Annotated in this window: 26 protein-coding genes; 16 read left to right on the top strand and 10 right to left on the bottom strand. The window is 53.6% G+C overall.

The features are described from left to right. The first annotated feature begins 280 nt into the window (after positions 1-280). Together P8T57_RS08200 and P8T57_RS08205 are read left to right on the top strand one after the other, a co-directional pair. The gene (locus P8T57_RS08200) at positions 281-1,012 is read left to right on the top strand and encodes a GntR family transcriptional regulator (protein WP_341365136.1); all 732 of its coding nucleotides are present in this window, start codon (positions 281-283) and stop codon (positions 1,010-1,012) included. Positions 1,013-1,625: 613 nt separating this feature from the next. Continuing rightward, positions 1,626-3,203 (top strand): aldehyde dehydrogenase (NADP(+)), encoded by a 1,578-nt coding sequence (locus P8T57_RS08205; protein WP_007088632.1) that lies wholly within the window; start codon positions 1,626-1,628, stop codon positions 3,201-3,203. A gap of 1,372 nt (positions 3,204-4,575) precedes the next feature. Here the strand turns inward: P8T57_RS08205 and P8T57_RS08210 are convergent. Further along, the gene (locus tag P8T57_RS08210) at positions 4,576-5,025 is read right to left on the bottom strand and encodes a PaaI family thioesterase (RefSeq protein ID WP_341365137.1); all 450 of its coding nucleotides are present in this window, start codon (positions 5,023-5,025) and stop codon (positions 4,576-4,578) included. A 234-nt stretch (positions 5,026-5,259) separates the two neighbouring features. On the opposite strand from P8T57_RS08210, the gene P8T57_RS08215 reads away from it, so the two are divergent. After that, positions 5,260-5,436 carry a hypothetical protein gene (locus P8T57_RS08215; protein ID WP_156486474.1) on the top strand — a complete coding sequence of 59 codons (177 nt, stop codon included), beginning with the start codon at positions 5,260-5,262 and terminating at the stop codon, positions 5,434-5,436. Between the two features lie 100 nt (positions 5,437-5,536). Beyond that, on the top strand, positions 5,537-6,469 hold the full coding sequence (locus P8T57_RS08220) for a LysR family transcriptional regulator (RefSeq protein WP_341365138.1): 933 nt from the start codon (positions 5,537-5,539) through the stop codon (positions 6,467-6,469). A gap of 10 nt (positions 6,470-6,479) precedes the next feature. On the opposite strand, the gene P8T57_RS08225 is transcribed toward P8T57_RS08220, so the two are convergent. Further along, the gene (locus P8T57_RS08225; protein WP_341365139.1) at positions 6,480-7,301 is read right to left on the bottom strand and encodes a CbiX/SirB N-terminal domain-containing protein; all 822 of its coding nucleotides are present in this window, start codon (positions 7,299-7,301) and stop codon (positions 6,480-6,482) included. A 63-nt stretch (positions 7,302-7,364) separates the two neighbouring features. Further along, positions 7,365-8,276 carry a LysR family transcriptional regulator gene (locus P8T57_RS08230; protein ID WP_341365140.1) on the bottom strand — a complete coding sequence of 304 codons (912 nt, stop codon included), beginning with the start codon at positions 8,274-8,276 and terminating at the stop codon, positions 7,365-7,367. A gap of 138 nt (positions 8,277-8,414) precedes the next feature. Here P8T57_RS08230 and P8T57_RS08235 point away from each other — a divergent pair, with 138 nt between their 5' ends. From P8T57_RS08235 to P8T57_RS08250, 4 genes are all read left to right on the top strand, one after another. Then, complete coding sequence (locus P8T57_RS08235) at positions 8,415-9,116, top strand: pirin family protein (RefSeq protein WP_341365141.1); 702 nt, start codon at positions 8,415-8,417, stop codon at positions 9,114-9,116. 38 nt (positions 9,117-9,154) lie between these two features. Then, entirely contained in the window at positions 9,155-9,625 is a 471-nt protein-coding gene (locus tag P8T57_RS08240) for a DoxX family protein (protein WP_341365142.1), read from the top strand. A gap of 209 nt (positions 9,626-9,834) precedes the next feature. Further along, a complete protein-coding gene (locus P8T57_RS08245; protein ID WP_007088624.1) occupies positions 9,835-10,305 on the top strand; it encodes a response regulator in 471 nt (156 codons plus the stop codon). A gap of 22 nt (positions 10,306-10,327) precedes the next feature. Next, positions 10,328-11,542 (top strand): response regulator, encoded by a 1,215-nt coding sequence (locus tag P8T57_RS08250; RefSeq protein ID WP_341365143.1) that lies wholly within the window; start codon positions 10,328-10,330, stop codon positions 11,540-11,542. A 46-nt stretch (positions 11,543-11,588) separates the two neighbouring features. On the opposite strand, the gene P8T57_RS08255 is transcribed toward P8T57_RS08250, so the two are convergent. From P8T57_RS08255 to P8T57_RS08265, 3 genes are all read right to left on the bottom strand, one after another. After that, positions 11,589-13,109: an ATP-binding protein gene (locus tag P8T57_RS08255; RefSeq protein ID WP_341365369.1), complete on the bottom strand. Its 1,521-nt coding sequence runs from the start codon at positions 13,107-13,109 to the stop codon at positions 11,589-11,591. Continuing rightward, positions 13,096-13,488 carry a hypothetical protein gene (locus tag P8T57_RS08260; protein ID WP_233421808.1) on the bottom strand — a complete coding sequence of 131 codons (393 nt, stop codon included), beginning with the start codon at positions 13,486-13,488 and terminating at the stop codon, positions 13,096-13,098. Before P8T57_RS08260 ends, P8T57_RS08255 begins: the two co-directional genes overlap by 14 nt. 177 nt (positions 13,489-13,665) lie before the next feature. Then, positions 13,666-14,832: an EAL domain-containing protein gene (locus tag P8T57_RS08265; protein ID WP_341365144.1), complete on the bottom strand. Its 1,167-nt coding sequence runs from the start codon at positions 14,830-14,832 to the stop codon at positions 13,666-13,668. A 134-nt stretch (positions 14,833-14,966) separates the two neighbouring features. Between P8T57_RS08265 and P8T57_RS08270 the strand changes: the two genes are divergently transcribed. Further along, positions 14,967-15,944 (top strand): response regulator, encoded by a 978-nt coding sequence (locus P8T57_RS08270; protein ID WP_240478774.1) that lies wholly within the window; start codon positions 14,967-14,969, stop codon positions 15,942-15,944. A gap of 8 nt (positions 15,945-15,952) precedes the next feature. Here P8T57_RS08270 and P8T57_RS08275 read toward each other — a convergent pair whose 3' ends face one another. Both P8T57_RS08275 and P8T57_RS08280 read right to left on the bottom strand, forming a co-directional pair. Next, entirely contained in the window at positions 15,953-17,359 is a 1,407-nt protein-coding gene (locus tag P8T57_RS08275; RefSeq protein ID WP_341365145.1) for a sensor histidine kinase, read from the bottom strand. Continuing rightward, a complete protein-coding gene (locus P8T57_RS08280; protein WP_007088617.1) occupies positions 17,356-18,021 on the bottom strand; it encodes a response regulator transcription factor in 666 nt (221 codons plus the stop codon). The genes P8T57_RS08275 and P8T57_RS08280 overlap by 4 nt, the downstream gene beginning before the upstream one ends. Positions 18,022-18,174: 153 nt before the next feature. On the opposite strand from P8T57_RS08280, the gene P8T57_RS08285 reads away from it, so the two are divergent. The 4 genes from P8T57_RS08285 (at position 18,175) to P8T57_RS08300 (ending at position 21,150) form a co-directional block, all read left to right on the top strand. After that, on the top strand, positions 18,175-19,296 hold the full coding sequence (locus P8T57_RS08285) for an ABC transporter substrate-binding protein (RefSeq protein WP_341365146.1): 1,122 nt from the start codon (positions 18,175-18,177) through the stop codon (positions 19,294-19,296). 94 nt (positions 19,297-19,390) lie between these two features. Further along, positions 19,391-19,777, top strand: coding sequence for a hypothetical protein (locus P8T57_RS08290; protein WP_110252574.1), 387 nt, complete (start codon positions 19,391-19,393; stop codon positions 19,775-19,777). A 93-nt stretch (positions 19,778-19,870) separates the two neighbouring features. After that, a complete protein-coding gene (locus P8T57_RS08295; RefSeq protein ID WP_341365147.1) occupies positions 19,871-20,374 on the top strand; it encodes an RNA polymerase sigma factor in 504 nt (167 codons plus the stop codon). Beyond that, positions 20,371-21,150 carry an anti-sigma factor gene (locus P8T57_RS08300; RefSeq protein ID WP_341365148.1) on the top strand — a complete coding sequence of 260 codons (780 nt, stop codon included), beginning with the start codon at positions 20,371-20,373 and terminating at the stop codon, positions 21,148-21,150. Before P8T57_RS08295 ends, P8T57_RS08300 begins: the two co-directional genes overlap by 4 nt. A gap of 4 nt (positions 21,151-21,154) precedes the next feature. Here the strand turns inward: P8T57_RS08300 and P8T57_RS08305 are convergent, their stop codons facing one another. Beyond that, positions 21,155-22,003, bottom strand: a complete 849-nt coding sequence (locus P8T57_RS08305) for a citryl-CoA lyase (RefSeq protein ID WP_341365149.1) — start codon at positions 22,001-22,003, stop codon at positions 21,155-21,157. Further along, positions 22,000-23,217, bottom strand: a complete 1,218-nt coding sequence (locus tag P8T57_RS08310) for a CaiB/BaiF CoA-transferase family protein (protein ID WP_341365150.1) — start codon at positions 23,215-23,217, stop codon at positions 22,000-22,002. The genes P8T57_RS08305 and P8T57_RS08310 overlap by 4 nt, the downstream gene beginning before the upstream one ends. Positions 23,218-23,336: 119 nt before the next feature. Between P8T57_RS08310 and P8T57_RS08315 the strand changes: the two genes are divergently transcribed. The 3 genes from P8T57_RS08315 to P8T57_RS08325 all read left to right on the top strand — a co-directional run bounded on the left by P8T57_RS08315 (position 23,337) and on the right by P8T57_RS08325 (position 25,862). Continuing rightward, positions 23,337-24,017, top strand: a complete 681-nt coding sequence (locus tag P8T57_RS08315; protein ID WP_007088610.1) for an IclR family transcriptional regulator — start codon at positions 23,337-23,339, stop codon at positions 24,015-24,017. A gap of 326 nt (positions 24,018-24,343) precedes the next feature. Beyond that, on the top strand, positions 24,344-25,342 hold the full coding sequence (locus P8T57_RS08320; RefSeq protein WP_341365151.1) for a tripartite tricarboxylate transporter substrate-binding protein: 999 nt from the start codon (positions 24,344-24,346) through the stop codon (positions 25,340-25,342). Positions 25,343-25,388: 46 nt separating this feature from the next. Further along, entirely contained in the window at positions 25,389-25,862 is a 474-nt protein-coding gene (locus P8T57_RS08325) for a tripartite tricarboxylate transporter TctB family protein (RefSeq protein ID WP_007088608.1), read from the top strand. Position 25,863 lies beyond the last annotated feature (1 nt).

The raw sequence follows: 25,863 nt of genomic DNA on the forward strand, positions 1-25,863 counted from the left end.
ATCCATATTTTCGATTGTAGGCAAATTGCGTGCCATTTTCAGGATCGGCGGTTTTCCGCGAAGCGCATACAAAACCCCAAGGCGACAAAACCGGCCAATGCCCGATTCATACGCAACTTGTGCGCAATTTTTGCGCAGCAGCATTGTTTTGATCAAACCGAAGGCAAAGCCATTCCGACTCATCCGAAAGGGCTGTCACATTTTTTTGTTTTGCAGATAGTCAACAATTTTGTAGAAAAGAATTAACCCCTCGAATGAACAACCGGAAAGACGCGCCGCAATGGCCAACCCCGCACAGCCCACCCCCTATAAAGGCAGCGGTAAACTTCGCCCGGAAGAACTGATTTATCGGGAAATGCTCGACGCCATTCTTGACCGGCGACTGGAACCGGGCATGAAACTGATCGAAGAAGATCTTGCCAAAACATTCTCGGTCAGCCGTGCGCGCATCCGGGCCACCTTTTTACAGCTCGCCCATGACAAGCTGATCAATCTGGTCCCAAATCGCGGTGCCTTCATCGCCGAACCGACCATTGACGAGGCCATCGAAGTCTTTTCGGCGCGTCGCATGATCGAGGATGGGGTGGTCCGCAAAATCGCCGCCAACATGACGCCCGACCGCGCAAGCCAGATCCGCGAACATCTGGAACGCGAACATCAGGCCCACCACGCAGGCGACCACCGCGCCGCGATCATTCTTTCCGGGGAATTCCACCTTTTGCTGGCACGCCTTGCTGGCAATCTGGTGATCGAGGAATTTCTGGAACGCCTGATCCTGCGCAGTTCCCTGATCATCGCGATGTATGAAAGCCCGCAACCGGTTGATTGCTCTCACTCGGAACATGAAACGCTGTTAAACGCCCTTCTGGGCGGCGATCCGGACGCGGCAGCCGCCGAAATGGCCAAACATCTTGATGCCATTCGCGACCGGTTACAGCTTCAACGCCCCAAACCGGCCAAAACCGATTTCGCCAGCATCTTTGGCCGAAATCCCAAATCGGTTGCCAGCTAATCCGGCCAGTGATGGGTCGGGATTTTCAAATATCAGCACCCGCCATCGGCTTCCATAAGGCATGGGGCGGACCGCGCAGCTTCCGCCCGGACACGCCAGAAATCCTTGGCCAGAAATCCCTAGCCAGTAATCCTTGGCCGTAATGCGCGGCACAACACAGCGCAGCACTATACGGCACGGCACGGGCATACACGCCCGCAGGCTACTGACACAGCATTCCCAACCAGATCATCATTCCCACGACGGCGGGAATCCAGTCTGTTTCAATGGGATATGGATTCCGGGTCTGCGCGCCGCTTTGCCCGAAATGACGATTTTGATCCATTCCGGGCTTTGTCAGTAATCTGAATTCTGACGGACACACACGCCCGTCGCTTTCTCTGACCAAACATAATTGTATAAATTATCCAATGATGCTTAACTGTTTGAATCTCTACTTGCGGCTGCCGATGTCGATTTTGTCATATAATATGATATTTACATCGCCGCCCCGATTTCCTAAGCTGCGCCGAAGAAAACCGCGCAAATCGGGCGTTTGCAGATTACCGCAATCCACGGCCCAACCCTTTGCGCGGTATCATCATACAAACACGCCAACCCCACAGGAGGCTCCATGCTGAATGGACAGCACTATATTGCAGGCGAATGGCTGAACGGTCCGGATGTGTTTCAGGCCGACAATCCGTCGACGGGTGAAAAACTGCCAACAAAGTTCCAGCACGGCACCGAGGAACTGGTGGATCAGGCGGTTCAGGCGGCAAATGCCTGTGCCGAAGAATTTGCGGCGATGCTGCCGGCCAAACGCGCGGCCTTCCTGCGCGCGATTGCCGATGAAATTGATGCACGCGGCGATGAAATCACCGAAATCGGCAATCTTGAATCAGCCCTGCCCGCGGCACGCCTGACCGGCGAGCGCGGCCGCACCGTGGGCCAGTTGCGCTTCTTTGCCGACTGGATCGAAGAAGGATCATGGTTCGAAGCCCGTATCGAAACCGCCCAGCCGGATCGTCAACCCCTGCCAAAGCCCGACATCCGCGTGATGCACAAGGCACTTGGCCCGGTCGGTGTTTTCGGTGCGTCAAACTTCCCGCTGGCATTCTCGACTGCGGGCGGTGACACCGCATCGGCACTGGCTGCGGGTTGCCCGGTCGTGTTCAAGGGCCACGCGGCCCACCCCGGCACGTCCGAAGTCGTTGCCAAGGCCATCGAAGCCGCAATTAAAAAAACCGGCATGCCCAAAGGCGTATTCAGCCTGATCCATGGCGGCACCCGCAAGGTCGGTCAGGCGCTGGTCGCCCATCCGCTGATCAAGGCGGTTGGCTTTACCGGTTCGACCGGTGGCGGTCGTGCGCTGTTTGATATTGCCGTTTCGCGCCCGGAACCGATCCCGTTCTATGGCGAACTCGGCAGCAACAACCCGGTCTTCCTGATGCCCAAAGCAATGGGTGCCAAGGCCGTTGAAATCGCCAAGGGCTGGGTTGGGTCGCTCACCATGGGTGTTGGCCAGTTCTGCACCAATCCGGGTCTTCTGATCGCGCTTAAGGGTGCCGATCTTGACGCCTTTGTCGAAACTGCTGCCGCCGAACTCGGTCAGGTTGGCGGTGCCGCCATGCTGACGGATCGTGTATCAAGCGCCTATCATCATGTAACCGATGCCATGGCCGGTCACGCCAAGGTAACCTGCGCGCTTAAACGCCGCGACAGCGACGGCCCGTTCGAAGGCAGCCCGGCGATCTTCCGCACCACCGCTGCCGACTGGCAGGCCAACCCGGAACTGGCCGAAGAAATGTTCGGCCCGGCTGGCATCATTGTCGAATGCGACACGCCCGAAGAAATGGTTGCCCTGTCCGCCACCCTGATCGGGCAGTTGACCGCGACCGTTCATATGGTTGATGCCGATGCCGAACTGGCCGGGAAACTGCGCCCCGCCCTTGAAAAATGTGCGGGCCGCATCCTGATCAATGGCTGGCCAACCGGGGTCGAGGTCTGCCACTCCATGGTGCATGGCGGACCCTATCCGGCAAGCACGGATTCCCGTGCAACATCGGTCGGGTCGCTCGCGATCAAGCGTTTCATCCGCCCGGTCTCCTATCAGGCCTTCCCGGATGCATTGCTGCCCGAAGCCCTCAAGGACGCAAACCCGCTTAACATCCCGCGCCTTGTAAACGGCAAATGGCAGATGCCGAAATAATCCCGGCCACATCAAACAATCTGCAAAGGGCGCGTCACAAAGGCGCGCCCTTCTGCCTTATGAGGCGGTCAAGGACACCCGGATCATCCTGACGGCAATGGCAGGATAGAACGCCAGACTCCGAAAGCACGGCAACAGGCCGGCTTTCCCGTAAGCTGGCTCAATGCCCCGCCCGGCCAAAACACGGGCCTCCAACAGCCCCACCAACGAACGATCCACTGACAGCCACAGGCTTACCGCCCGCTCCAGTCCCATCCGCCAATGGCATGACCACGAAGCCCGGAAAAACCTCGGCTTCCATCAACGTCGCCAACAGACGACCATCAGGCTCACGGCCTGCTCCACGGCGACTTCCGGCGATGCAGGACTTCCGGCAACTCTGGACAAATCCCGGACTTTCGCCACCCTCGCCGACAGACGGCCTTCTGACGAATGCCCCACCTGTCAACTGTTGACGGATCACGACCCAATGCTGCCCCTGCTGCCTCTTCCGGCAAATCCTCCACGACGACTGGCAATGCGGAACTTCCAGCACCCCTCGACAAACCTCGGGCCTCCGCCAGCCCCACCACCAGACGGTCCACTGACGCCCACGACCTCCATGCCCACTCCAGCCCCTTTCGCCAATGCCATGACCACCAAGGACGAACTTCGGGCCTCCAGCAACCTCGCCAACTAACGCCCCACGGACCGCCCACAACCTCGCCGCCCGCTCCGACCCCTTTCGCCAATCCCATGATCACCGACGCCGGACAAACCTCGGGCCTCCAGCAACCGTCGCCGACGGACCACCACCGGCTCGCTGCCCACTTCGGTCACTTTCCGACCACGGCGGTAACCTGCCACCCCGACATCCAGACACACCTCGGACGTTCGCCATTTTCACCAGCAGACACTCTTCGGGCGCACTGCCCCCAACCTGCCCACCGCTGACGGGTCACAAATCACCGCCGCCACTGCTGCCATTGCTGCCATTGCTGCCGCTTCCGGCAAATTCGGGGTCCGTTCCCCAACAAGACGCACCTCTCCCGTCATGACAAATAAGCGTGTTTGAAACGTGTTAGAACTAACGCAGAATGCCGCCGTAATGGCTTCGCCATCCGCCGATGAGCATCCTGCGGATTGCCCCGCCGCCCTGCCTCAATCCTTGCCGCTGCATCCTGATCACCTCTTTGATCCCGCCCCAAACGCAAAAACCCGCGAGGCGCACAAGGCGCTTCGCGGGTTTCGGTCCGGGTGCATTTCTCCCGTTGACTTTGTCCTTATGCCACAATAAAAAGAACAAATCAAGAACTTTTTGAAAAACTTTATACCCGGTCAGAAAAGCGGGAAGCAGGCTACCATCCGGGGCTGTCCTGTATTTTCATAAACCCTATGCGTCGCGCGGCACCCCGTTCGGGTCCTCGCTGCCGCGATGGTATTTGAAGGTGCCGGTCGCGGTTGCGATCACTTCGCCCGCCGCGTTATAGGCCGTGGCTTCGGTAAAGACGATCTTGCGCCCGCCGCCCTGTTTGCGTCCCTCAACCCGCACCGTGCCGCCGGTTGCCATTCCGATGAAATTGGTCGTCAGTGACAGGGTCAAAGATTTACGGACATTCCCCGGAACGGCACAGTAACAGACGGCACAGCCCGACGCCGTATCCATCAGGGTCGCAATCACGCCACCATGCAGGATGCCCGCCCGATTGCGGTGATGATCCCTGATTTCAAGTTCCACCACGGCACGGTCTTCGTCCCATTCAACAACCTGATACCCCAGATAAGCCTGAAGCCCGCTACCATGCGCCTGTTCCCAGGCAAGATTGTCATTCACATCACTCATTGCGCCGACCTTTGCGTAAATCCTGTTTGCCAAGCTATAGCAGATAAATCCGACATTTTGGACCATGCGAGTTTGGCAATGGATTGTGCATTGCGATATAAATTTATCAATCAATATCAATTAGTTATATCTATCGTTCTCCAAACAAGAAGGGGATAGCGGTGAAACGAGAATAGTGGGTTCGAACGGCTTCTGGTACATCTGAAATCACCCCAGACGCAAAGGAACCTAACCATGGCAACGCTTGCACTTAAAGACACCACCACCATCGAACGCGAAGTTCGCGTCAACTGGTTCACCAACCTTGTTCATGCGCTTCAGGTCGCCGTGATCATGAAATCGTCGAAAGCACGCACCCATGATGAACTGATGACCGAATGGAACAATGCATGGCGTCAGGTCGAGGGCTAATTCGCCCTCTCTGACCCTGCGGGTTTGAGGATTGGCATCCAAAAGATGCTGTCAATTCATCGCCCTTGACGGTTTCAACCAAACAACCGAAAACGGTTGAATGCAAAAGTTTGATATCGTCACGATCCGGTTGTTTGTTGCCATTGTGCGCGCCGGAAGCATCAATGAAGCCGCCCGGCGCGAACATATCGCGACATCGGCTGTAAGTCGCCGCATCGGCGAACTTGAAGCCATGCTTGGCGTCAAGCTGCTGCGCCGTCTGCCCCGCGGTGTCGAACCGACGGAAGAAGGTGCCATTTTCGCGCGCTACGGCGAAAAGCTGCTGGGTGATCTTAATCACCTGTCAAACGAGCTGCGCGATTTCAACAGCGGCGAAAAGGGCAAGATTTATCTTGCTGCCGTAACCTCGGCAATCCTCACCGGACTGCCTGCATTTCTGGCCGATTTTCAACGTGATTTCCCCGATGTGACCGTCGATGTCCGCGAACTGACATCGCGCGAGTCCTCTGATGCCGTCCGCGAAGGCCGTGCCGATCTGGCGATCATGGCCGATAACGGCCCGTGTCAGGGTTTGTCGAACCACGTCTTTTGCGACGACCCGATCTGGGTCGTGACGCCCAAAGGCCATCCACTGATCCCCGATCCATCCAATCCGGCCCCGGTTACCTTTGCCGAAGCCGCAAAATACGACATCATTTCCCTGCATGAAGGCGGCGTGATTGATGACCTGATCAGCGAGGCCGCAGGCAAACTGCATCACGACATGCATCCGCATATCAAGGTCATGCGTTTCGGCTCCTTGCGCCAGATGATCGCCGCCGGACTTGGCATCGGCTTCCTGCGGCAAAGCTCGGTTGCCGGTTACATTGACCACATGAATATTTCCGGCGCGCCGATTGCCGATAGCTGGGCCAAACGCCAGTTGCTGATCGTGCATGACGGCGAAGATACCCTGACCAGTTCAGCGAAAATATTCCGGGACTATCTGTTAAAGAAATCGTCCGAAACAACAGTCAAACCGGGTCTTGGCTGATCACGCCATTTTATACAATGGCTGCACTGCTTGCGGCATGGCCGTCTTTGGCATTCGCGCTTAACCGCAGATTTGGCCTGCCCATTTCAGACCGGACGTATTTTGCGGCTTCCTTCAGGATCAAGTCGGGTAATTCGGCCCACTCGCCAATCGGATCAAGTATCTCAATGGCTTCATCGGGTTGCCCGGCAATCATTTCCGGCAGATCGGTAGTGGCGTGCGTGCCGCCGCCAGCCAGCATCGGAACAATCACAGCCCGTTCGCGCGAGCCAATTTTCCGCCAATCGCGAAGGGACGGGTTGCCTTCGATATTTCCAATGCAAATTTCTGCATCGGGGCAGAACTGACCCACTTCATTGGCAAGCCTGACGGTTTCCGGCAATGCTTTGGTCAGGGTTTTCAGGCCATGCGGCACAAGAAATACCGACGTTTCCGAACAATCCCAGCCACGCCGCACCATCGCGGAATTCACATGACGTGAAACCATCTCCGCGAAACCGAGCAAATTGATTGCAGGCGGCAGAATGACCGCACGATCAAGTCCGGCATCACGCAAATTGCGCGGCAATTCCTGAAACACCAGATAACCTTCACTGAAAAACAGCGGAAAGACGATCAGTTCGCTGGCGTCATGATTGCGTTTCAGCTTTGCCAATTGATCCGCAACCGAAGGCTGGCTACGCATATAGCCATGGTGCACAAAACCAGCCCAATGGTCGCGCACGGCTTCTGCCAGTGTTCCCGCAGGATCACCGCCATTACCACTGTTACCGTGCGACACAATCATCAGGGTCGGCATATCGAATTCCGCCATGTCCTTGAACAGTTCCAAAGCTGGTCCAGATCTAATGCTCAGTACGGATCTCGCAAGAGATCGGATTTCACCACAGGCAGATTATTGTACCAGATCCCAACGCGGTTGCCCGCCAAACCGGTCATAAAGAAAATCAACCAGAAGCCGGATACGCGCCGATAACTGCCGACTGGGCGGATACAACAGATACAGGAAAAGCTCTGGCGAGGTATAATCACACAAAACACTGACAAGATTGCCGCTTTGCAAATCCGGACCGGCGATAAAGGTCGGCAATAATGCCAATCCGAGATCAGCCAGGGCTGCATCACGCAGAACCTCGGCATTGTTGCAGCAGAACACGCCATTCACCTGCACCGAAACCGGTCCGTCCGGTCCGGTCATCTTCCAGCTCGACCCGGCGGGCAAGCTACCGTAATGCAAACAAGGCAAGGTTGCCAGATCACGGGGCGATACAGGTTCGCCATGCTTTCGGATGAATTGCGGCGATGCACACAGAACCCGGTTCATTGGAATGATTTCTTGATCAATCAGTGCCAATGTCTCGCTTGGCTGACTGATCCGCACCGTCATGTCGTAACCATCAGCAACCGGATCGATGAACCGGTCCGAAAGTGCCAGCTCCACCCGTATTTCAGGGTATTCACGGGCAAAATCGACCAAAGCAGGCCCCAGATGCAGGGTGCCAAAGGACATCGGCGCATTGATGCGAATATCCCCCGACGGGGTTGCGCGGTTTTCACGAATGGCTTCTTCTGCCTCGCGCAAGTCTGCCAAAACAGCCTTGGCCCGGTCATAAAAAGCGCGCCCGCTTGGCGTGACAGCAACCTGACGGGTCGTACGGTTCAAAAGCTGCACGCCCAGGTCTTCTTCAAGTGCAATAACAGCACGGTTAACCTGGGATCGTGACTGCCCGATGGCACGTGCCGCAGCGGCAAAGCTTCCTTCATCAACCACTTTTACAAAGGTTTGCAAGCTTACCAGCTTGTCCATCCGAACGCTCCATCTGGCGAAGGTCACAACAATTGTCGCATAATTTGCGACAGTATGCACATTATTACGATAATTGTCACTTTCATCGAAAAGCGTATTCTGGCTCCAACAAACGACAACCCAGCGATGGAGACCAACATGATTACCAAGATCGAATCTGCCGACCGTGGCCGCGCCCAGTTTGGCTGGCTTGACTCCCATCACACTTTTTCCTTCGGTCACTATTACGACCCGAAACGGATGGGCTGGGGCCCGCTGCGCGTGATTAACGAAGACCGGGTTATCCCCGGTGCCGGTTTTGACACCCACGGCCACAAGGATATGGAAATCATTTCCTATGTGCTTGATGGCGCGCTTGAACACAAAGACAGCCTTGGCACCGGTTCCGTTATCCGTCCGGGCCGCCTGCAACGCATGACTGCCGGTACCGGCATCCGTCATTCGGAATACAACCATTCCAAGGAGAAGCCGGTTCATTTCCTGCAAATCTGGGTCATACCCGAAGCCGCGAACCTCGAACCTGGTTACGAGGAAAAGAAAATCGCACGTTCCGATACGGGTTCGGGCCTGTCACTGATCGGCAGCCGCACCGGCCGGGATGGATCGATCACCATTCATCAGGATGTTGACCTTTACGTTGCTCATCTGGGTGAAGGTGAAACGGCATCCCATAAAATCGAACCGGGCCGGATTGCCTGGGTTCAGGTGGCACGCGGCATGCTGAAGGTTAATGGTGAAACCCTGAAGGCTGGCGATGGTGCCGCCATCCGGGACGAAGATGAACTTGTCTTCACCGACGCAACCGAAGCTGAAGCTCTTGTTTTTGACATGGTCGCCTGAGCCGGTCTTCCGGTCCGACCCTTCAAAGGAAAACGAATATGTCGTCCCTAGAACACACCAAACCACGTCCGATTATCCCGGCCCTTGGCAATCTGTGGACTGCCCTTGAACCTCTTTCACCCGTGATCGTCCGCGTCACCACGGGTCTTCTTCTGGTCCCGCACGGTGCACAGAAACTGTTTGGTGCCTTTGGTGGCTATGGCCTTGAAGGTACGGCTGGCTGGCTTGAAAGCATCGGCTTTGCCCCGGGCTTCCTGTTTGCCCTTCTGATCGGGCTTCTGGAATTCGTGGGCGGCCTGATGCTGACTGTGGGCCTTCTGACCCGTCCGGTTGCCGCCGCTGTGATTGCCTTTATGGCTGTTGCGGTCACCATTCATCTGCCCAACGGGTATGCATGGAACAATGCCGGGTTTGAAATGCCGGTCTTCTGGGGCCTGATGGCACTTTCAGTTCTGATCCGTGGCGGCGGAAAATATTCGATCGATCACAAGATTGGTATCGAATTCTGATCCTGCTCACCCCAACGCAACGACCTTCCCTCTTCCCTGAACAACGACTTCGGGCTGCCTTTGCCGGCAGCCCTTTTTTGTTTCCCTCCCTATATAGGGATATGTGGCTCTTCTCAATCGACGTAACATCCACACATAAAAGACTGCCAACTGAACCAGTATTTTGATCAACCGGTCTTCAGGAAACCATTACGGTCAGAGTTTGAGAAATGAACGCGATAAAATCCAATAGCCATAATGATATTGCCATTGCCGATGGCTTGCGTCGCTGTAAGGGTGACAATGCTTTTGGCAAACCGAACGCGCAGAAAAAGTTCCTGATCGTGGACGACAGTATCGAAGTCCGCTTCTCTATCCGTCGGATTTTGCGCAGCGGCGGAGCACAATCCGTCGATGTTGCAGAAAACGGTGAAACCGCACTTCAGATGATGGCGCAACTGTCGCGAAAACAGCAAAGCTATGACGTCATACTGATTGATTACATGATGCCCGGCATGTCGGGGATCGAAACGCTTTATGAAATCAAACGCCGACAAATCAAACATGCAGAAGGCACCCGCATGATCATGCTGACCGGCTTTTTTGATCCGGATATGGGCAAAGAAGCCGTATCGGTAGGAGCCGCATTTGTATTGTCAAAACCCTGCGATGCTGCCAGCCTGATGGCAGCAATTGCCTGAACCCTTCCGCGAAGGAGCCGGGATGCCAGAAAGCGCTTCAATCATTTTCGTCGATGATGATCCCCATGTCCTCAGCGGATTACGCCGCCGTATCGTGTCCAAACGCCCGAATTGGAAACTGCGGTTTTGCACCAGCGGCGCAGAAGCACTCGTAAATCTGGATCAGCATAGTGCAGATGTCATTGTTTCGGACATGCGCATGCCCGAGATGGACGGGGCAGAATTGCTTCGGTCTGTTGCCCGGAAATATCCGGATACCGCACGCATCCTGCTTTCCGGCTACGCCGATGAACAGGCTATCCAGACCGGTCTTGCGGCAACCCATCATTTCCTGATGAAACCCTGCAGCGATCAGGAAGTTATTCATGCCATCGAACGTGGCCTGATACTGCGCAACTATCTGCGAGACCCCCAGCTGATCAATATTCTGTACCGCATGCCTGCTGAACTTGTCTGGCCCCCGGTGTTTTACCGGCTTCATGCAATTCTGCAATATAAGGGACCACACAGTCAGAACGAACTACAGGAATTCTCCTTTGAAAATCCTGGTTTTATTATGCTGGTATGCGAAATGGCGCGGCGCGAAAAGCTGATCCTGCCAACAGAGGGTCCGGATCTCGTTACCCTGATTGACCTGTTCGGTCTTGAAACCATCAAGGCACTATGTGTCATTTGGACCTTGCATGGACAGCAAACCAGATTTGATCCTTACAATATCGACCAGCCAATAGATCGCTGCCTCATTCTGGGCAATATGGCGGCCGGGATCGCAAAACTTGAAGGCATGCCCTCAGAAACAATTGATCTGATTCGGGCAGCAGCATTGCTGTGTCATATCGGCCTGAATGTGATGGAGCATGTAATACCTGATCAGGTTGCTTTAAGCCGCAAGCAGGCCGACGACGATCAATGCGATATCATTTCCACTGAGATCGGCGAGATTGGAGTGTCTCATCCTGCCGTATCGGCATGCTTGGCCGCTCTCTGGGGTTTTAAACACGAAATTATCGAAAACATTGCTTTTCATCATCGCCCCGAAGCTGCGCCAACCCGTGACTCGCTGTCTCTTTTGATCGTTTATGCAGCCCAGCATTTTGCCCGCAAGTTTGGCAATGACCGTCATATCCGGGCGGCAAAATATGATCGCGCTTCGGGTTTCATCGCCCATTGTGATGCCCAGCAAAAATGGGCGAATTGGGAACGTCATTGTGCCCCACTTGGCGATAACCAAGCCTGACCAATCACCTTCTATCTCAGTCAAACGATACCAACGACCATGAACATCACGACCGGATGTCATAGAATTCATCGGTCGCAGTGTAATTCAATGCACTATCATCATCAGTTGATCGAATACCGGGTTTCGGAATTCGAATAACGAATTCCGCCCCTTCGCCGTCCGGAGCGGAAAGGGTCAAGTCACCGTTAAAATCGTCCTGAATCAATTTCCGACATATCGGCAAACCCTGCCCCGTCCCAACGCCCCGTTCCTTCGTCGTGAAGAAATAATCGAAAATTCGATCTCGTAAATCCTCGGGAACACCACCGCCATTATCCCGTAATCGGATAAAAACATTCTCAGCGTCCGATGTGACATTCAGTTTGATTTTGCCGAAACGTTGGCCCGATTCGCGGATCGCCTGCGAAGCATTGACGATCAGGTTGATCAGGGCCTGTGACAAATGGTTCCGCCGCCCTTCAACTTCGGTGACGTCCGTATCATAGCTTTGTTCGAGTTCGGCGACATGTTTGACCTGGTTGCGCGTCAACGTTATCGCTGTTTCAATTTCCTCGGCGATGGAAATCCGTTCCACAGAGTCCGTTGTAGGATGGGCAAATTTCCGGATACCACGAACAATTTCCGCTATGCGATCAAGCCCCTGAATACTCTCACGGATCGCAAGCGGTATTTCTTCGGTCATAAAATCGATCCGTTCCGGCGCCAGTTCAAGACGAACAGCTCCGTCACCTTCGTCTTTGCGGAGTGCATGAACGAAATCGTCAAAGCTGTCAGAGAGAAATTCAAGATTGTTCTGTATGTATTGGGCTGGGGTATTGATTTCATGTGCAACCCCACCAGCCAGCGTCCCCAAAGCATGCATTTTCGCGTAATCTGCAGCTTCTTCAATCACTTCCTGTTCCTGGCGTGCGCGTCTTGCATCGATATCAGCAGCAAATGCACGTTGACGGTGACGAATTACAAAGATCGCCAGGCCAATCATCACGATCATCCCGGAAAAGAATAGATATGACAGAATCTCTATGTCGGACTTTACGCTCGCGATGTTACTTGCATTGTAGACTGACACAAAATTTGTTGTCCGCACCACCGCCTGCTGCAAGGGATCATCGATCGACACAAGTTCTTCGCGGATAAATTCCACCAATGCAGTCGCGTTCGATACGCTTTTGATCCGCTCATCAATCCGTGCGATCTTTTTATCAAGCATCCCAAGCAAATCGCCAACTTCCGGGATTTGGGCTAAAACCTGAAACCCTTCGCCCTGCTTGACCAATAGGGTTCTGCTAACAAAGATTTCATATTCCAGTAAAACCTTTTCAAGCTCCTCCCTCTCAACAACGCCATCGGAACGGGCATACTCGATATACCGTTCGATTTCGAGGAACTGCCGCTGAATCTGGAAAACTGCCCATGCAAAATTTTCGCGATAGGCAAATTTCTCATCTTCGAGCTTTCTTACGATTGCGATCGAGAAAACCCCATAAAGAACAACGAACAGAGCCAAAATTGAAAAAATGGCCCTGTTCGATATTTTTGACAGAAAATTTCTAGTTTTGCCCATCAATCGACTTCACCTGCCAGACGGAATAAGACCAATAGGTATCAGTCTGGAAACGGGTATCGCTGTCATAGGGGAACACAACCCAAAACGGCCCTTTGTCTCGTACCGACATTTCCGCATCATTAAGTCGATAAACCAGGATGGCATTGTCACGACGCAGGACACCAGCCGGAACCATCACGCTATAATCATTTAGCGCAGAAACGCGGACTGTATCGGCGGTGATGCCATAGGTATCGAACAGAACGTCGAAATCGACACCCTGAAATTTCTGAACACCATCCGTCCATGGGGTCGAGGTGTAAAACTCGGTGCTTGGCAGTTTGGTCAATTCATCAAACGAGACAGTCACCGTTTCACCGCCCGTGTTTGAGAGCATTAGCTTTCCGGCTGCTCGGGCGTTTTCCGTTGAGAGAAAACCGATGACACACAAAGCCATCGTAAATTTAATGATCGTTTTCATCATCATAGTTGTACTCCGAAACTGATTTACACATTGGTCACGCCAAAGGGTTACCACAATAGCTGGACCGGAAAAAATGGCTGCATGGCCGGTTCATTTCGTAAAGATACTTGGAATATGTTCTTCAATCGGTTGTGGCATACCAAACAGATATCCCTGCAATTCATCAACGCCATAACTTCTGAGACGAAGGGCTGTTGCCTCATTTTCAACGCCGGTGGCGACGACCGAATAATCAATCTGTCGGCATATCTGGACAATCCAAGAAATAAACCTGCCCGTATCGTCATTTTCCATCACCTGGCGGATCAATCGACGATCAAGTTTAACGCCAACAAAAAATTCGTGGCGCAGCAACTCCAACGCCCCTTTATCAGCCCCAAACCCATCGATAAAAATTCGTATTCCGCGATCTGAGAGAAACCTCGCGTTTTTTATAAAATTTTCGTCAATCTTGCCGAGCTGCATTTCATGAATTTCAAACGCGACTTCCAAACCATATTTCTGCATTTCAGCAGCAAAACCAGACAAAGCCTGAACGAACTGGCGGTTGCAAACCGAGGTGTAATCAAGATTAAGTGACAACAGGGCACCTGAACCCAGAATTTTGCGATAAACAGGCGCTGAATTAATCGTCATATCCATCAAACACATCGTCAGACGATCCATGACAGGCTGATTTTGGCACTGCCTGATGATTGTCCCGATATCATAACCTTTATGCACATCAGACGTTCGGCAAAGAACCTCGCCCCCCGTTCGCGAAAAGTCTTCGGCTCTGACACGGGGCTGGAACGCGGTTGTGACTGCGGATCGATCAAGAAGCTCATTCAACGTATCGGCAATGAGTTGATCAGCATGATTTTCTTTGCGTTTGTCCTCAATCGTCTTGAAAAGCACTTCCTTGAAGGTCGCAATCGAAATCGGCTTTGTCAGAATTTTACTGACTTTTGCCAGACCGTTTGCTTCACGCATGGGAACTGCCGAAATATTTCCGGTTAGCAGAATCCTCGGAATATCGGGGGCGCACCGAAATGCACGTTTCAGAAAGCTGATTCCATCAATCGTCGGCATCACCAGATCAGCTACAATGATATTCACACCCGAACGATTTTTGGATAACCATTCAAGAGCCGCTTCACCATTGATATATTTGACTAAATTAAAGCTTCCGGACAAAGAACGGGATACCGAAGCCAGAAGATTCTCATCATCATCTACTATCAGAACCGTCGGAAGACCGGCTGCAGCAACGCTCATCTGAAACAACTCCGGTTAGTACGAAACCTTAAAGATTCTGGGCACGAACGATCTTCACCAGTTCATACAGGTCTTGATATACTGAAGAATAATGTCAGGATGGACGCACCAATATCCCCATATGTGGAGTGTGCATGACAATGGTGTCGGATCAGCCTGTCCGCATTGCTTTTGTCGATGATGATGAAAACCTTCTGTCATCGCACCGGCGGAATTTCGCGCGTCTCGCCCCGCATTGGCAGGGATTGTATTTCAACAATCCGCAAACCGCGCTGGCAGAAATTTCTGGTGATCCCGATGTTACGGCGGCGATCCTTGACATTCATATGCCGATCATGACCGGGCTTGAGCTGGCGGCCAAGCTTCGAAATCTTCGAAGCGATCTGATCATCGTCATGTTGACCGGCTATGCCGACCTGCAATCAGCATTAACCGCGGTCAATGAATTCGGTGTATTTCGGTTCTACCCCAAACCTACCGCCCTGAAGACGGTTCTTGAGGGCATCGAAACCGAAATCGCCCGCAAACGCGGAGAAAGCCGCGATACCATCCCCGCGGCATTCCTGGATCTCTTTCATCTGGGGCTGATTGCAACCGACAATCGGCTTGCGATTTCACATATGAATGCACAGGCTGCGGAAATGCTACGCCGATCACCCGCCATGCAGGTTAATCCTGAAAACCGGCTTCTGATCGACAATGCCCCGGATGATCTGGATCGGTTTCTGCACCCCCCCGCCGGTCGTGTCCCAGCGATGCAACGCGGTTTTTCGCTTGATCATGAACAGGGTGCCCTTTCGGTTTTCCTGCGCCGTGTGCGAAATGGTGCTGACAAGAAAGACAGTTTTGTGTTCATTCTGGTTGAACCGGAACGAATGGGGCCGCCAACAATTGATGATCTGATTGATGTGTTTGGTCTGACCCGGTCCGAGGCCAAACTGACACAAAAACTGGCAGAAGGAATGTCCCTTGATCAGGCCGCAGATCTGGTCGGTATTTCGCTAAGCTCGGCGCGCACCTATCTTAAAACGGTGTTTTCCAAAATCGGAGTTAACAGGCAGCCGCAATTAATGAAAACCGTGCTGTCGACCATCCCAGCCCTTCGCCGTTAAAGTGCGTTTTATTGGTCTGATGCCAACCGGAAACGCACCGAGAAGATCGCGCCGCTGTGATTTTCGGGTTCATCCAGCCCGATACGGGTATCGTGGCGCAAGGCGATTTCGCGCACGATAGACAGGCCAAGACCACATCCGTCTTCCCCGCCATCCGACACGCGATAGAACCGCTCAAACACATGCTTGCGATGTTCAAGCGCAATGCCCGGCCCATCATCCTCAACCACCAGCTTGATGAATGCAGTGTTACCTGCCTCGGGTATTAACCGAACCGTGACCGAACTGCCTTCTGGGCAATAGGTCAACGCATTGTGGATCAGGTTCTTCAGCAATTCCTCGATCAGCGTCGCATCGCCCATGATCGGGGCCGCCCCGTCAATCCCTTCGTATCCGAGATCAATACCGCGTTCCAGTGCCTCGGGCACCTTGCTGCCCGTGACCGCACGGGTGATCTCGCCCAGATCAATACGGACAAAGGGTCGTCCGGCCAGACCTTCGGGTGCGGACCGTGCAGATGCCAGCAACTGATTGGCAAGATGGGATGTCTGACGCGTTGATGCCGCCAGCTTTTCCATGACATCATGCAGCTTTTCCGGATCCTTTTCACGCAGTCCCAGCTCGGCCTGGGTAAGTAACGCCGCCAATGGTGTCCGCAACTGATGCGCGGCATCTGCGGTAAAGCGCTGCATGGTCGAAAGCGTATTTTCCAAACGTTTCAGCAAATGGTTGATCGCCCCGACAAGGTGGCGCACTTCGGTTGGGACATCATGCAAAATCGGCCTCAGGTCCGAAGGCGATCTGCGGTTAAGTGCTTCTTCCAATCGCGCCAGCGGTTTAAGCCCCTGCCCGATCCCAAACCAGACAATAAGAGCCGCAATCAGGATCAGTCCGAATTGCCGGACAGCGGCACGTGCCAGAATATCCTCGCTCAGGCTTTCGCGTGTTCCGGTAGTTTCCGCGACCAGTACGTGAAAACGGGTCGCCATCCTTGCACTGGCAACATACCGCGATAACGCCCCGATCCGCACACGTTCACCGTTATATTCCGCGTCATAAAATACCGGCTCTTCAAGTAGTGGCATCAGTTTTTCGGGAACCGGTGGTAATTCCTCATAACCAGTGATGAATTCACCTTGTGCGGTGCTGACCTGATAAAAAACCCGATCCTGTGCGGAGCTTGTCAACATCTCAAGCGCGACATAAGGCACGTCAACCTCGATCTGGCCGCCAATCAAAACCACACGATCAGCAATTGCCAGTGCAGAACTCAGAAGCGCACGATCAAACGCCTGATTGGCGGAATGCACGGCATTGCTGCGCACCTCGAACAGCATCAGCGAACTGATCAGAAGCAACGGGATCAGAAGCCAGATCAGCAATCGCCGGCGAAGGGATGCGTTACGCCACTTCATGTTTTTTTCAGCAGATAGCCAAGGCCGCGGATGGTCTGGATTTTGACATCAGCCGTTTCGACGCGTTTGCGCAATCGACTGATATAAAGTTCGACCGCGTTTGCACTGATATCATCCTCAAACCCGGCAAGCTGGTCTGTAATCTGTTCCTTGGATAAGACATGCCCAAGTCGCAGCAACAGAATCTCAAGGATATTCAGTTCTCGCCTTGGAATTTCGATATCCTCGCCGTCAATCATCGCACGACGGGCTACGGTATCATATGTCAGGCGGCCACAGGTGATCCGGGTATTATGCGTACCGGAATGGCGACGCATAAGGGCGCGCACACGCGCTTCAAGCTCGATCAGTTCAAACGGTTTTGCCAGATAATCATCCGCACCAAGATCAAGGCCGCGCACACGATCATCGATATCGTTGCGGGCCGTAAGGATCAACACCGCACTTTCTGACCCGCGATGACGCAACCGGCGTAGTATTTCAAGTCCGTCCATCCTGGGAAGGTTGAGATCAAGCACCACAAGACCGTATTCCTGTGTACGCAGAATTTCATCCGCTTCCTCGCCATCGGAAATCACATCAACTGCGTAGCCCGCCAACTGCAAGGAGCGGGCGATGCCATCGGCAAGTGCTGCGTGATCTTCTACGACAAGGACTCTCATTGTATCGGGTCCGGTCCCCTGTTAAACCAGAAAGGTCTGGTACATATTGCCCGAACCACATGAATTTTCCAGATTTTGCCGGATCGGGAAAGCCTTGATATAATCATCTGGCATCACGCCTGCGCGTAAACGGTTAATGAGGGCCTGTAAGCAATGAAACTGCGCAGTACTATCATTATTGCAGTTTTCTGCGCAGCAATTTTCCGCGTTTTTCCCGCGTCTGCCGAGTTGTTTGTTTTTCCTGCACAGCAAAATACAGGTCCCGGCGACCCGGAACAGAACCTGTTATCGGAAAGTCGAACTGTCGTCATTTATGGATCGGCCGACATCGAGGCCTTTCGCCCTGTGATTGATGGCTTCCAGCAAAGTAACCCTGAAATTCGCGTCGAATATCATCAGCTACAAACGCTGGAAATGTATCACCAGACCCTGGCGGAGCATGAAGCCGAAGAACCAAACGCCGATCTGGTGATCAGTTCTTCGATGGACTTGCAGATGAAACTGGCGAATGACGGTTATGCCATTTCCCATCAAAGCGATCAGACCCGCGCTTTGCCAAACTGGGCGCGCTGGCGCAACGAAGCATTTGCCGTCACGCAAGAACCCGCCGTAATGGCGTATAATCGGCAGTTCTTTCGCGAAAACAATCTCGAACCTCCAAGAACACGTAACGACCTCATCCGGCTTCTGAACGATCATGATGATCTGCTCAGCGAAAAAGTCACGACCTATGATATCGAGCGCAGCGGGGTTGGCTTCCTGTTTCTGGCACGCGATGAACGCTTTTTTTCGGGGATATGGGATTTTGTCCGCACACTGGGGCAGGCAAGGGTAAAACTGTATTCCAACACATCCCCGATGCTTGAAAAAATCGCCGACGGCCAGTTGGTCCTGGGATACAATTTGCTGGGATCATATGCAGAAACATTCAGTCGCCGAAACCCCAATCTTGGGGTGATCCTGCCTGATGATTTCATCGTTGTTTATTCCCGTATCGCCATCATTCCGCGCGGCGCGCGCAACCCGGAAACTGGCGGCAGATTCCTTGACTATATCCTTTCTATCGAAGGCCAGAGCATCCTGCAGGATGAAGGGAATTTTAACCCGGTCCGCCCCGATGTCCCACCCAGCCCGTTTTCGTCGCTGATTTTCGACCGCTACGGCGAACGGGTCCGATCATTCCCCGTAGGGCCAGGGCTTCTGGTTTATCTTGATCAGGCAAAACGCCAGCGGTTTTTAAGCCGTTGGCAGGATGCATTGCTTAATCGCCGGTAAAAAATTTTGTGCCGGCCGGAATAAAATACCATGCGGCGGTGTCTTGCTTGATGAAGGCGGATTTTCGATCCGTCCCTGTTCCAAGGAGGAATTCATGAAGAAGCTTATGATCGCTGCCGGCCTGTTCACTGTGATGTCCCTGCCGCTTTCGACCGTCGCCCTTGCTGCCCCCGATACCATGACCGTTGAAACCGGCATTGGCCCGGTACTTGCCGGTGGAAATGGCATGACCCTTTACACTTTTCGCAAGGACACGGACGGACAATCGAATTGCTATGATGCCTGCGCAAGTGCTTGGCCGCCCTTTATTGCCAAAGCCGGTGCAACTGCGGATGGCAACTTCGGCCTGATCCAGCGTAAAACCGGTGAAATGCAATGGGCCAAAGACGGAAAACCGCTCTATTTCTGGGTCAAAGACACTAAAAAAGGCGACACAACGGGTCATGGCTTCAAGGATATCTGGGATGCTGCCCGTCCTTAAGCGATCAATCCGTAACAGGTCTGACTGCAATTTGTTTTGCAAGTCTTCCGGGGCAGTACGAAATTCGTTTCGTGCTGCCCGGAGGATAATGTGATGTCGCGACAGAGTCAGGCGATGCTTGATCTGATCCCGCAATTGCGCCGCTATGCGCGCAGCCTGACCCGATCATCGCACGATGCCGAAGACCTGTTGCAGGACTGCCTGACAAATGCTGTAGAGAACGAGGCATCCTGGCGCGGCACCAATCTGCGCGCATGGATGACACGAATCATGACCAATCTGAATTACAATAACCTGCGCAAAAACCGCCGCACCCCGCCACATGTCCCAATCAATACCACCGACAGCGATCCGGGTCTGCAAAGTCCCAATCTGGCTGTCGAACATTATGCCTTTCGCCAGGCAGTGGAAAAACTGCCGGCCGATCAGCGATCTGTATTGATGCTGGTGGCGATTGAAGGATACAGCTATGGCGAAACTGCAGAGATTCTTGACATCCCGGTAGGCACGGTAATGTCACGCCTGTCACGTGCCCGTCACTTCCTTGCCAAACAGCTTTCCGGCAACAATATTGTTGAACTACGGAGTTCCAGATGAACGATAGGAACAACACATCCGTAACCGAAAATGATCTTCATGCGTGGGTCGACAACCAATTATCTGATGAACGTCGACAGACTGTCGACGACTGGCTTGAAACCCACCCTGAAGACCGGCAAAAGGTTGAAACCTGGCGCAGACAAAATGTAATTCTTAGGGGTCTGTTCCCCGAACCCGATGCAGATCTGGGACTTCCCCTATCACGACGTCGCGCATCAACAACAGAACATCATCGCACAATCTGGCGCAACCTTGCTGCGGCTTTGATCCTGTTTATCGCCGGAGGGGCCAGCACGCTTTTGGGACAAAAAATAATTGGCCCAACCAGCCTTGAAGCCTCCTATATCGACATCCTCCAACAGGCATCACGTGACGGATATGGAATTTATGCCAGCGAAGTTCGCCATCCGGTAGAAGTCTACGCCAATGAAAAGGATCATCTGGTCACGTGGCTAGGCAAACGTCTTGGCATGTCGATGACGGCGCCTGATCTGGAAACACAGGGTTTCGAACTCGTTGGTGGGCGATTGGTGCCCTTTGATGGCAAACCCGGTGCGCTTTTGATGTATCAGGATGGCAGTGGTGCAAGACTGACCGTAATGATCGCACGCGATCCTGATAATGGATCAACGGCATTTCGCTATGATCAGAAAGGGTCTATCGGCACCTTTTACTGGGTCGATCAGGGGATCGGTTATGCCTTAAGTGGCGAATTTGATCGGGATCTTCTGGAAAGTGCTGCGCGCAGCATCTACGCGCAGCTGCCGACCTGAAACCTTACTGATCGCCGACATCTTTCGGGAACGGGCGGCGTTCCGGACCGTCATAATTCCAGATCAGACGACGCGGAATTGGCCCCTTGTTGCGCCCCCCCTCATTGGTTTGCTCCCAGGCGTGGGCCAGTATCCCAACCGAACGGGACAAACAGAACAAGCCCCGTGCAAGAGGTGCTGCAAATCCAAGCTCGGCATATATCACCGCCGTCGCACCGTCGATATTCATCGGGATGCGTTTGCCTTTGCGTTGCAGAAGGGTTTCCTCGATCTGACTGGCGATCTGTCCAAAGCGCCCGGAAACGATGCCCTCCGCAGCCGCCTTTTCAACAAGCGACAATAAACGCGGGGCACGCGGATCAAGCGGATGGAAACGATGCCCAAATCCCGGAATATGTTTGCCATGTTCGGCAATCTGATGATCCAGACCAGCAGCTGTCGCATCGGCCAGGCTTGCGCCGCTATCCATGCGCGCGGCAATATCGTGGTAAAGTCCGACAGCCTGTTCGCCCGCCCCACCATGAACATCACCCAGAACATTTACAGCACTGGCCATCGCGTTATTCAACCCGACCCCGCAGGTCGCAGCCATTCGCGCGATTGCGATACTCGGTGCCTGCGGGCCATGATCGACTGCCGCGACAAGCGCGGCCTCAAGCAAGGCTGCCTGTCCCTTTGATGGTAACTCACCGCGCGTCATCAACCAAATCATACCGGGGAAACTGATATTGCCGATCAGGTCCTCAATGGCGTAACCGCTGAAATGGATTTTGCCCGGTTCCATATCGATGATGGATGTTTTCCACCAGTCGCTGACTTCGTTTTCAATGTCTTCTGCAGTTTTATCGCTCATAGCACGCCCTCGGCTTTCAAGGTGGCGACCTCCTCGGCGGAAAGACCAAGAGTGGCCAGAATGGTTTCGTTGTCCTGTCCCAGAACCGGTGGCGGCGCATTAACCGAAGGCGCGTCGCCATTCATCTTGATACCGGTACGCAGAATGCGGATGTCACGTTCGGCACCCGGTACATCGGTAAAATCGGCAAGCATCCCGCGATCAGCAATTTGTGGCAGCGAAAGTGCCTGCGGCACGGTCAAAACCGCGCCTGCCGGTACGCCAGCGGCGTTGAATTTTGAAACCCAGTGATCTGTTGAACGGGTTACGAGTATTCCTTCAAGCAGATCGCTTAGTTCCCTGCGATGCGACAGGCGTTCCGTTCGGGTAATGAAACGCGGATCGATTTTCAGGTCTGGCAATTCCAGAACATCACAAACGGCTTCAAACTGTTCCTGTTTGTTTGCTGCAATGTTGATCTTGCCATCCTGTGTGCGGAAAGTACCCGACGGCGAGGATGTGAAATTATCGTTTCCGTTGGCTGTTGGCTGTTTCCCGGCGATCAGGAAATTCGACACCACCCACCCCATGGTGGCAATTACGGATTCCAGCATCGAAATATCGATAAAACTGCCCTTGCCTTCATTGCTTCCCATGGCACGCCCGGCAAGTGCCGCTGTGATTGCGTATGCGGCGGTAAGGCCCCCTATCGTGTCAGCCATCGGATATCCGACACGATAGGTTTCCTTATCTTCTTCGCCGGTGATTGTCATAATGCCCGAAAGCCCCTGCACGATCTGGTCATAGGCAGGCAGCTTTTTCATCGGTCCGGTTTGCCCGAAACCCGAAATCGCACAGTAAACCAGCGCCGGATTTACTTTCGACAGCACATCATAGCCAAGGTCAAGCCGATCCATCACGCCGGGTCGGAAATTTTCGACAACGACATCCGCCTTCGCGACCAGCTTTTTGAGTATTTCCTTACCGCGCGGATCCTTGAGGTTCAGCGTGACGGATCGTTTCCCGGCATTCTGCGCCATGAACGAAACCCCCATCAGCTTTTCATTCAATCCCTGATCCGCGCCCAATTGACGTGCAAGGTCCCCCCGACCGGGTGCTTCGACTTTGATGACATCAGCCCCCAGATGGGCAAGCTGATGGCAGCAAAACGGGCCCGCCAGAACGTTGGTCAGGTCCAGAACGGTAATACCGGCAAGTGGTTTGGTCGTATCCATGAGATTTCCTTAAATTCTGTCTGGTAGAATTTCGTTCTATTATATAGAATTTTGACCAATCACAAAACGCCCAATAACATTGCATCGGGTCCAACCGTCACGCGGAAATCGGATTAATCATGTCAGAACAGAATGTTAGCGCGGTTGAACGTGCCCTGGTCATTCTTGATGCCTTTACAGATCGCGACGCCGATCTTTCGCTCAAGGACCTGGCTGAACGCACAGGGATGTATAAAAGCACGATCACCCGATTGGCTGGAACGCTGGAGTCGCGGGGGTTTCTGGCAATATCGGGGCGTGGACGTTACCGGCTGGGACCAGCATTGTGGCGTCTGGGGTCAATATATCGTCGTTCATTTCGTATGGATGACGTGGTTCGACCACATCTGTCGGCGCTTGTTTTGGCCAGCGGCGAAACAGCCTCTTTTTATGTGCCCGAAGGAGAAAACCGCCTGTGCCTGTTTCGCGAAAATTCCCCCAGCAGCCTGCGCCACCATCTGGAAGAAGGTGCGATACTCCCCTGTGATCGTGGCGCGGCCGGGCACGTGATACGCGCATGGGGTAATGGCGTCGATGATCATGCAATTGACGTTCTTGAAGCCGGTTTTTCCCAAAGCGAAGGCGAACGTGATCCGGATATATCAGCAATCGCAGTACCCGTTCTGGACCGGCAGAACAGGCTGCTTGGTGTTTTGACTCTTTCGGGACCGGTCAGCCGGTTCAATCAATCGAAACGCAAGGAAGCACTTCTTTTCCTGAAGAAACATGCCCTTGAGTGTGGACGAGCATTGTCGGCATAAACCGTTTTCCGCAGCGGCTTTTGCCGCATGATCATAAATGCTGTGAACTTTTTTCACTCTGTTTGGTGCGATGACAGGTTGGTGACAGGTTTGCCTGTTACCGTCTTCGCGCTGCCGATCCGTCAGGTCGAATGATCTGATATAAGGACAATCAAAAAGGATCATCGGCAAGGGAGGCCTTCAGCTGTTTGTTGTCATGGGGTACCGGCATGTCGCCGGAATGCAAGCGCAGCCAGACCTTCATTGCAGATGCCTTGTCCTGAACTGATCGGCCTGCCGCCAATCGGCGGCCAGGGAAGGTTTTTGTGTCTGGAGGAGACGACAACATGACGAAGCTGACGATGTTCTCACGTCGCGGATTCTTGGCTGCAGCAACTGCTGTTGCCGTTTCAACTGCTGCATTTGGCGCCTTTGATGCCAAAGCGCAGGAAGTTAATGATATCCACTTCATCGTTCCGGGTGGTGCCGGCGGTGGCTGGGACAGCACTGCACGTGGTACCGGTGAAGCCCTGACCAAATCTGGTCTGGTCGGTACGGCGTCTTATGAAAACATGTCTGGCGGCGGTGGTGGTAAAGCCATTGCCTACATGATCGAAGCTGCAGATCGCCTCGACAACACCCTGATGGTCAACTCCACCCCGATCATCATCCGTTCTTTGACCGGCGTATTCCCGCAGTCGTTCCGTGACCTGACCCCGATTGCCGGTGTTGTTGCTGAATATGCCGCGTTTGGCGTTCCGACTGACAGCCCTTACAAATCCTTTACCGATGTTGTCGAAGCGATCAAAGCTGATCCGAGCTCGGTCAAGTTTGGTGGCGGTTCGGTCCGCGGCGGTATGGATCACATTGTTGCGGCCTATGCTGTTCAGCAGGGCGGCGGTGATGCCAAACAGGTGAAATACATTCCTTACGACGCAGGTGGCAAAGCAATTGCCGGTCTCCTGTCGGGTGAAACCGAGGTCATTTCGACCGGTCTTGGCGAACTTCTTGAACTGCACAAAGCAGGTCAGATTCGTATTCTGGCTGTGACCTCGACCGATCGGATCGAAGTTGCTCCGGACGTTCCTTCGCTGGGTGAGCTTGGCATTAATGCTGAATTCATCAACTGGCGTGGTTATTTCGGTTCCCCGGCTCTTTCGGCTGAAAAGGCGGACGAATACGCCAAGATTCTGAAAGACGTTCAGGCAACCGAAGAATGGGAAGTCGTTCGCAAGCGTAACGGCTGGGAAAAGTTCTACAAGCCGCGTGCCGAGTTTTCCGCGTTCATGGAAAATCAGGAAAAAACGGTTGGCGATCTGATGCGTGAACTTGGCTTCCTGAAATAAGCCATCCCGACCTGCAATAAAAAAGACCTCTGAAGGAAACCACGCCATGTCCATCAATCGTGACAAGTTCGGCGCACTGCTCTTTTTGTGCCTTGCGCTGATCTATGGCTATTATGTTCGCGATATCCCGCTTCTGTTCGGTGACGAAGATGCCCCGTTCAATGCCCGGACCCTCCCTAATGCCGTGGCGTGGGTACTGGGTGTGGTTTCCTTCGTCCAACTGGTACTGCCGGCCAATCGAGAGGCCGGCAGCCTCCTTGCCGCATTCCGCGGCATGAAATGGAAACCGGTCATCATGCTTGCGGCATTGATGATCTTCTATGGCCTGACCATTCGCTATCTCGGCTTCCTGATCTCGACCACCATCTTCCTGATGGGCGGTTTTGCCGTTCTTGGCGAACGCCGCATCAAGGTCCTGCTGGGTGCAGCCGTACCTGTCGTTTTCGTGTTCTGGTTCCTGCTATCCCAGTTGATGGGGATTTATCTGGCACCGGGCGACATCTTCGAAATGCTGGGCTAAG

The organism is Thalassospira sp. SN3W (assembly GCF_038070535.1).
GTDB lineage: Bacteria > Pseudomonadota > Alphaproteobacteria > Rhodospirillales > Thalassospiraceae > Thalassospira > Thalassospira xiamenensis.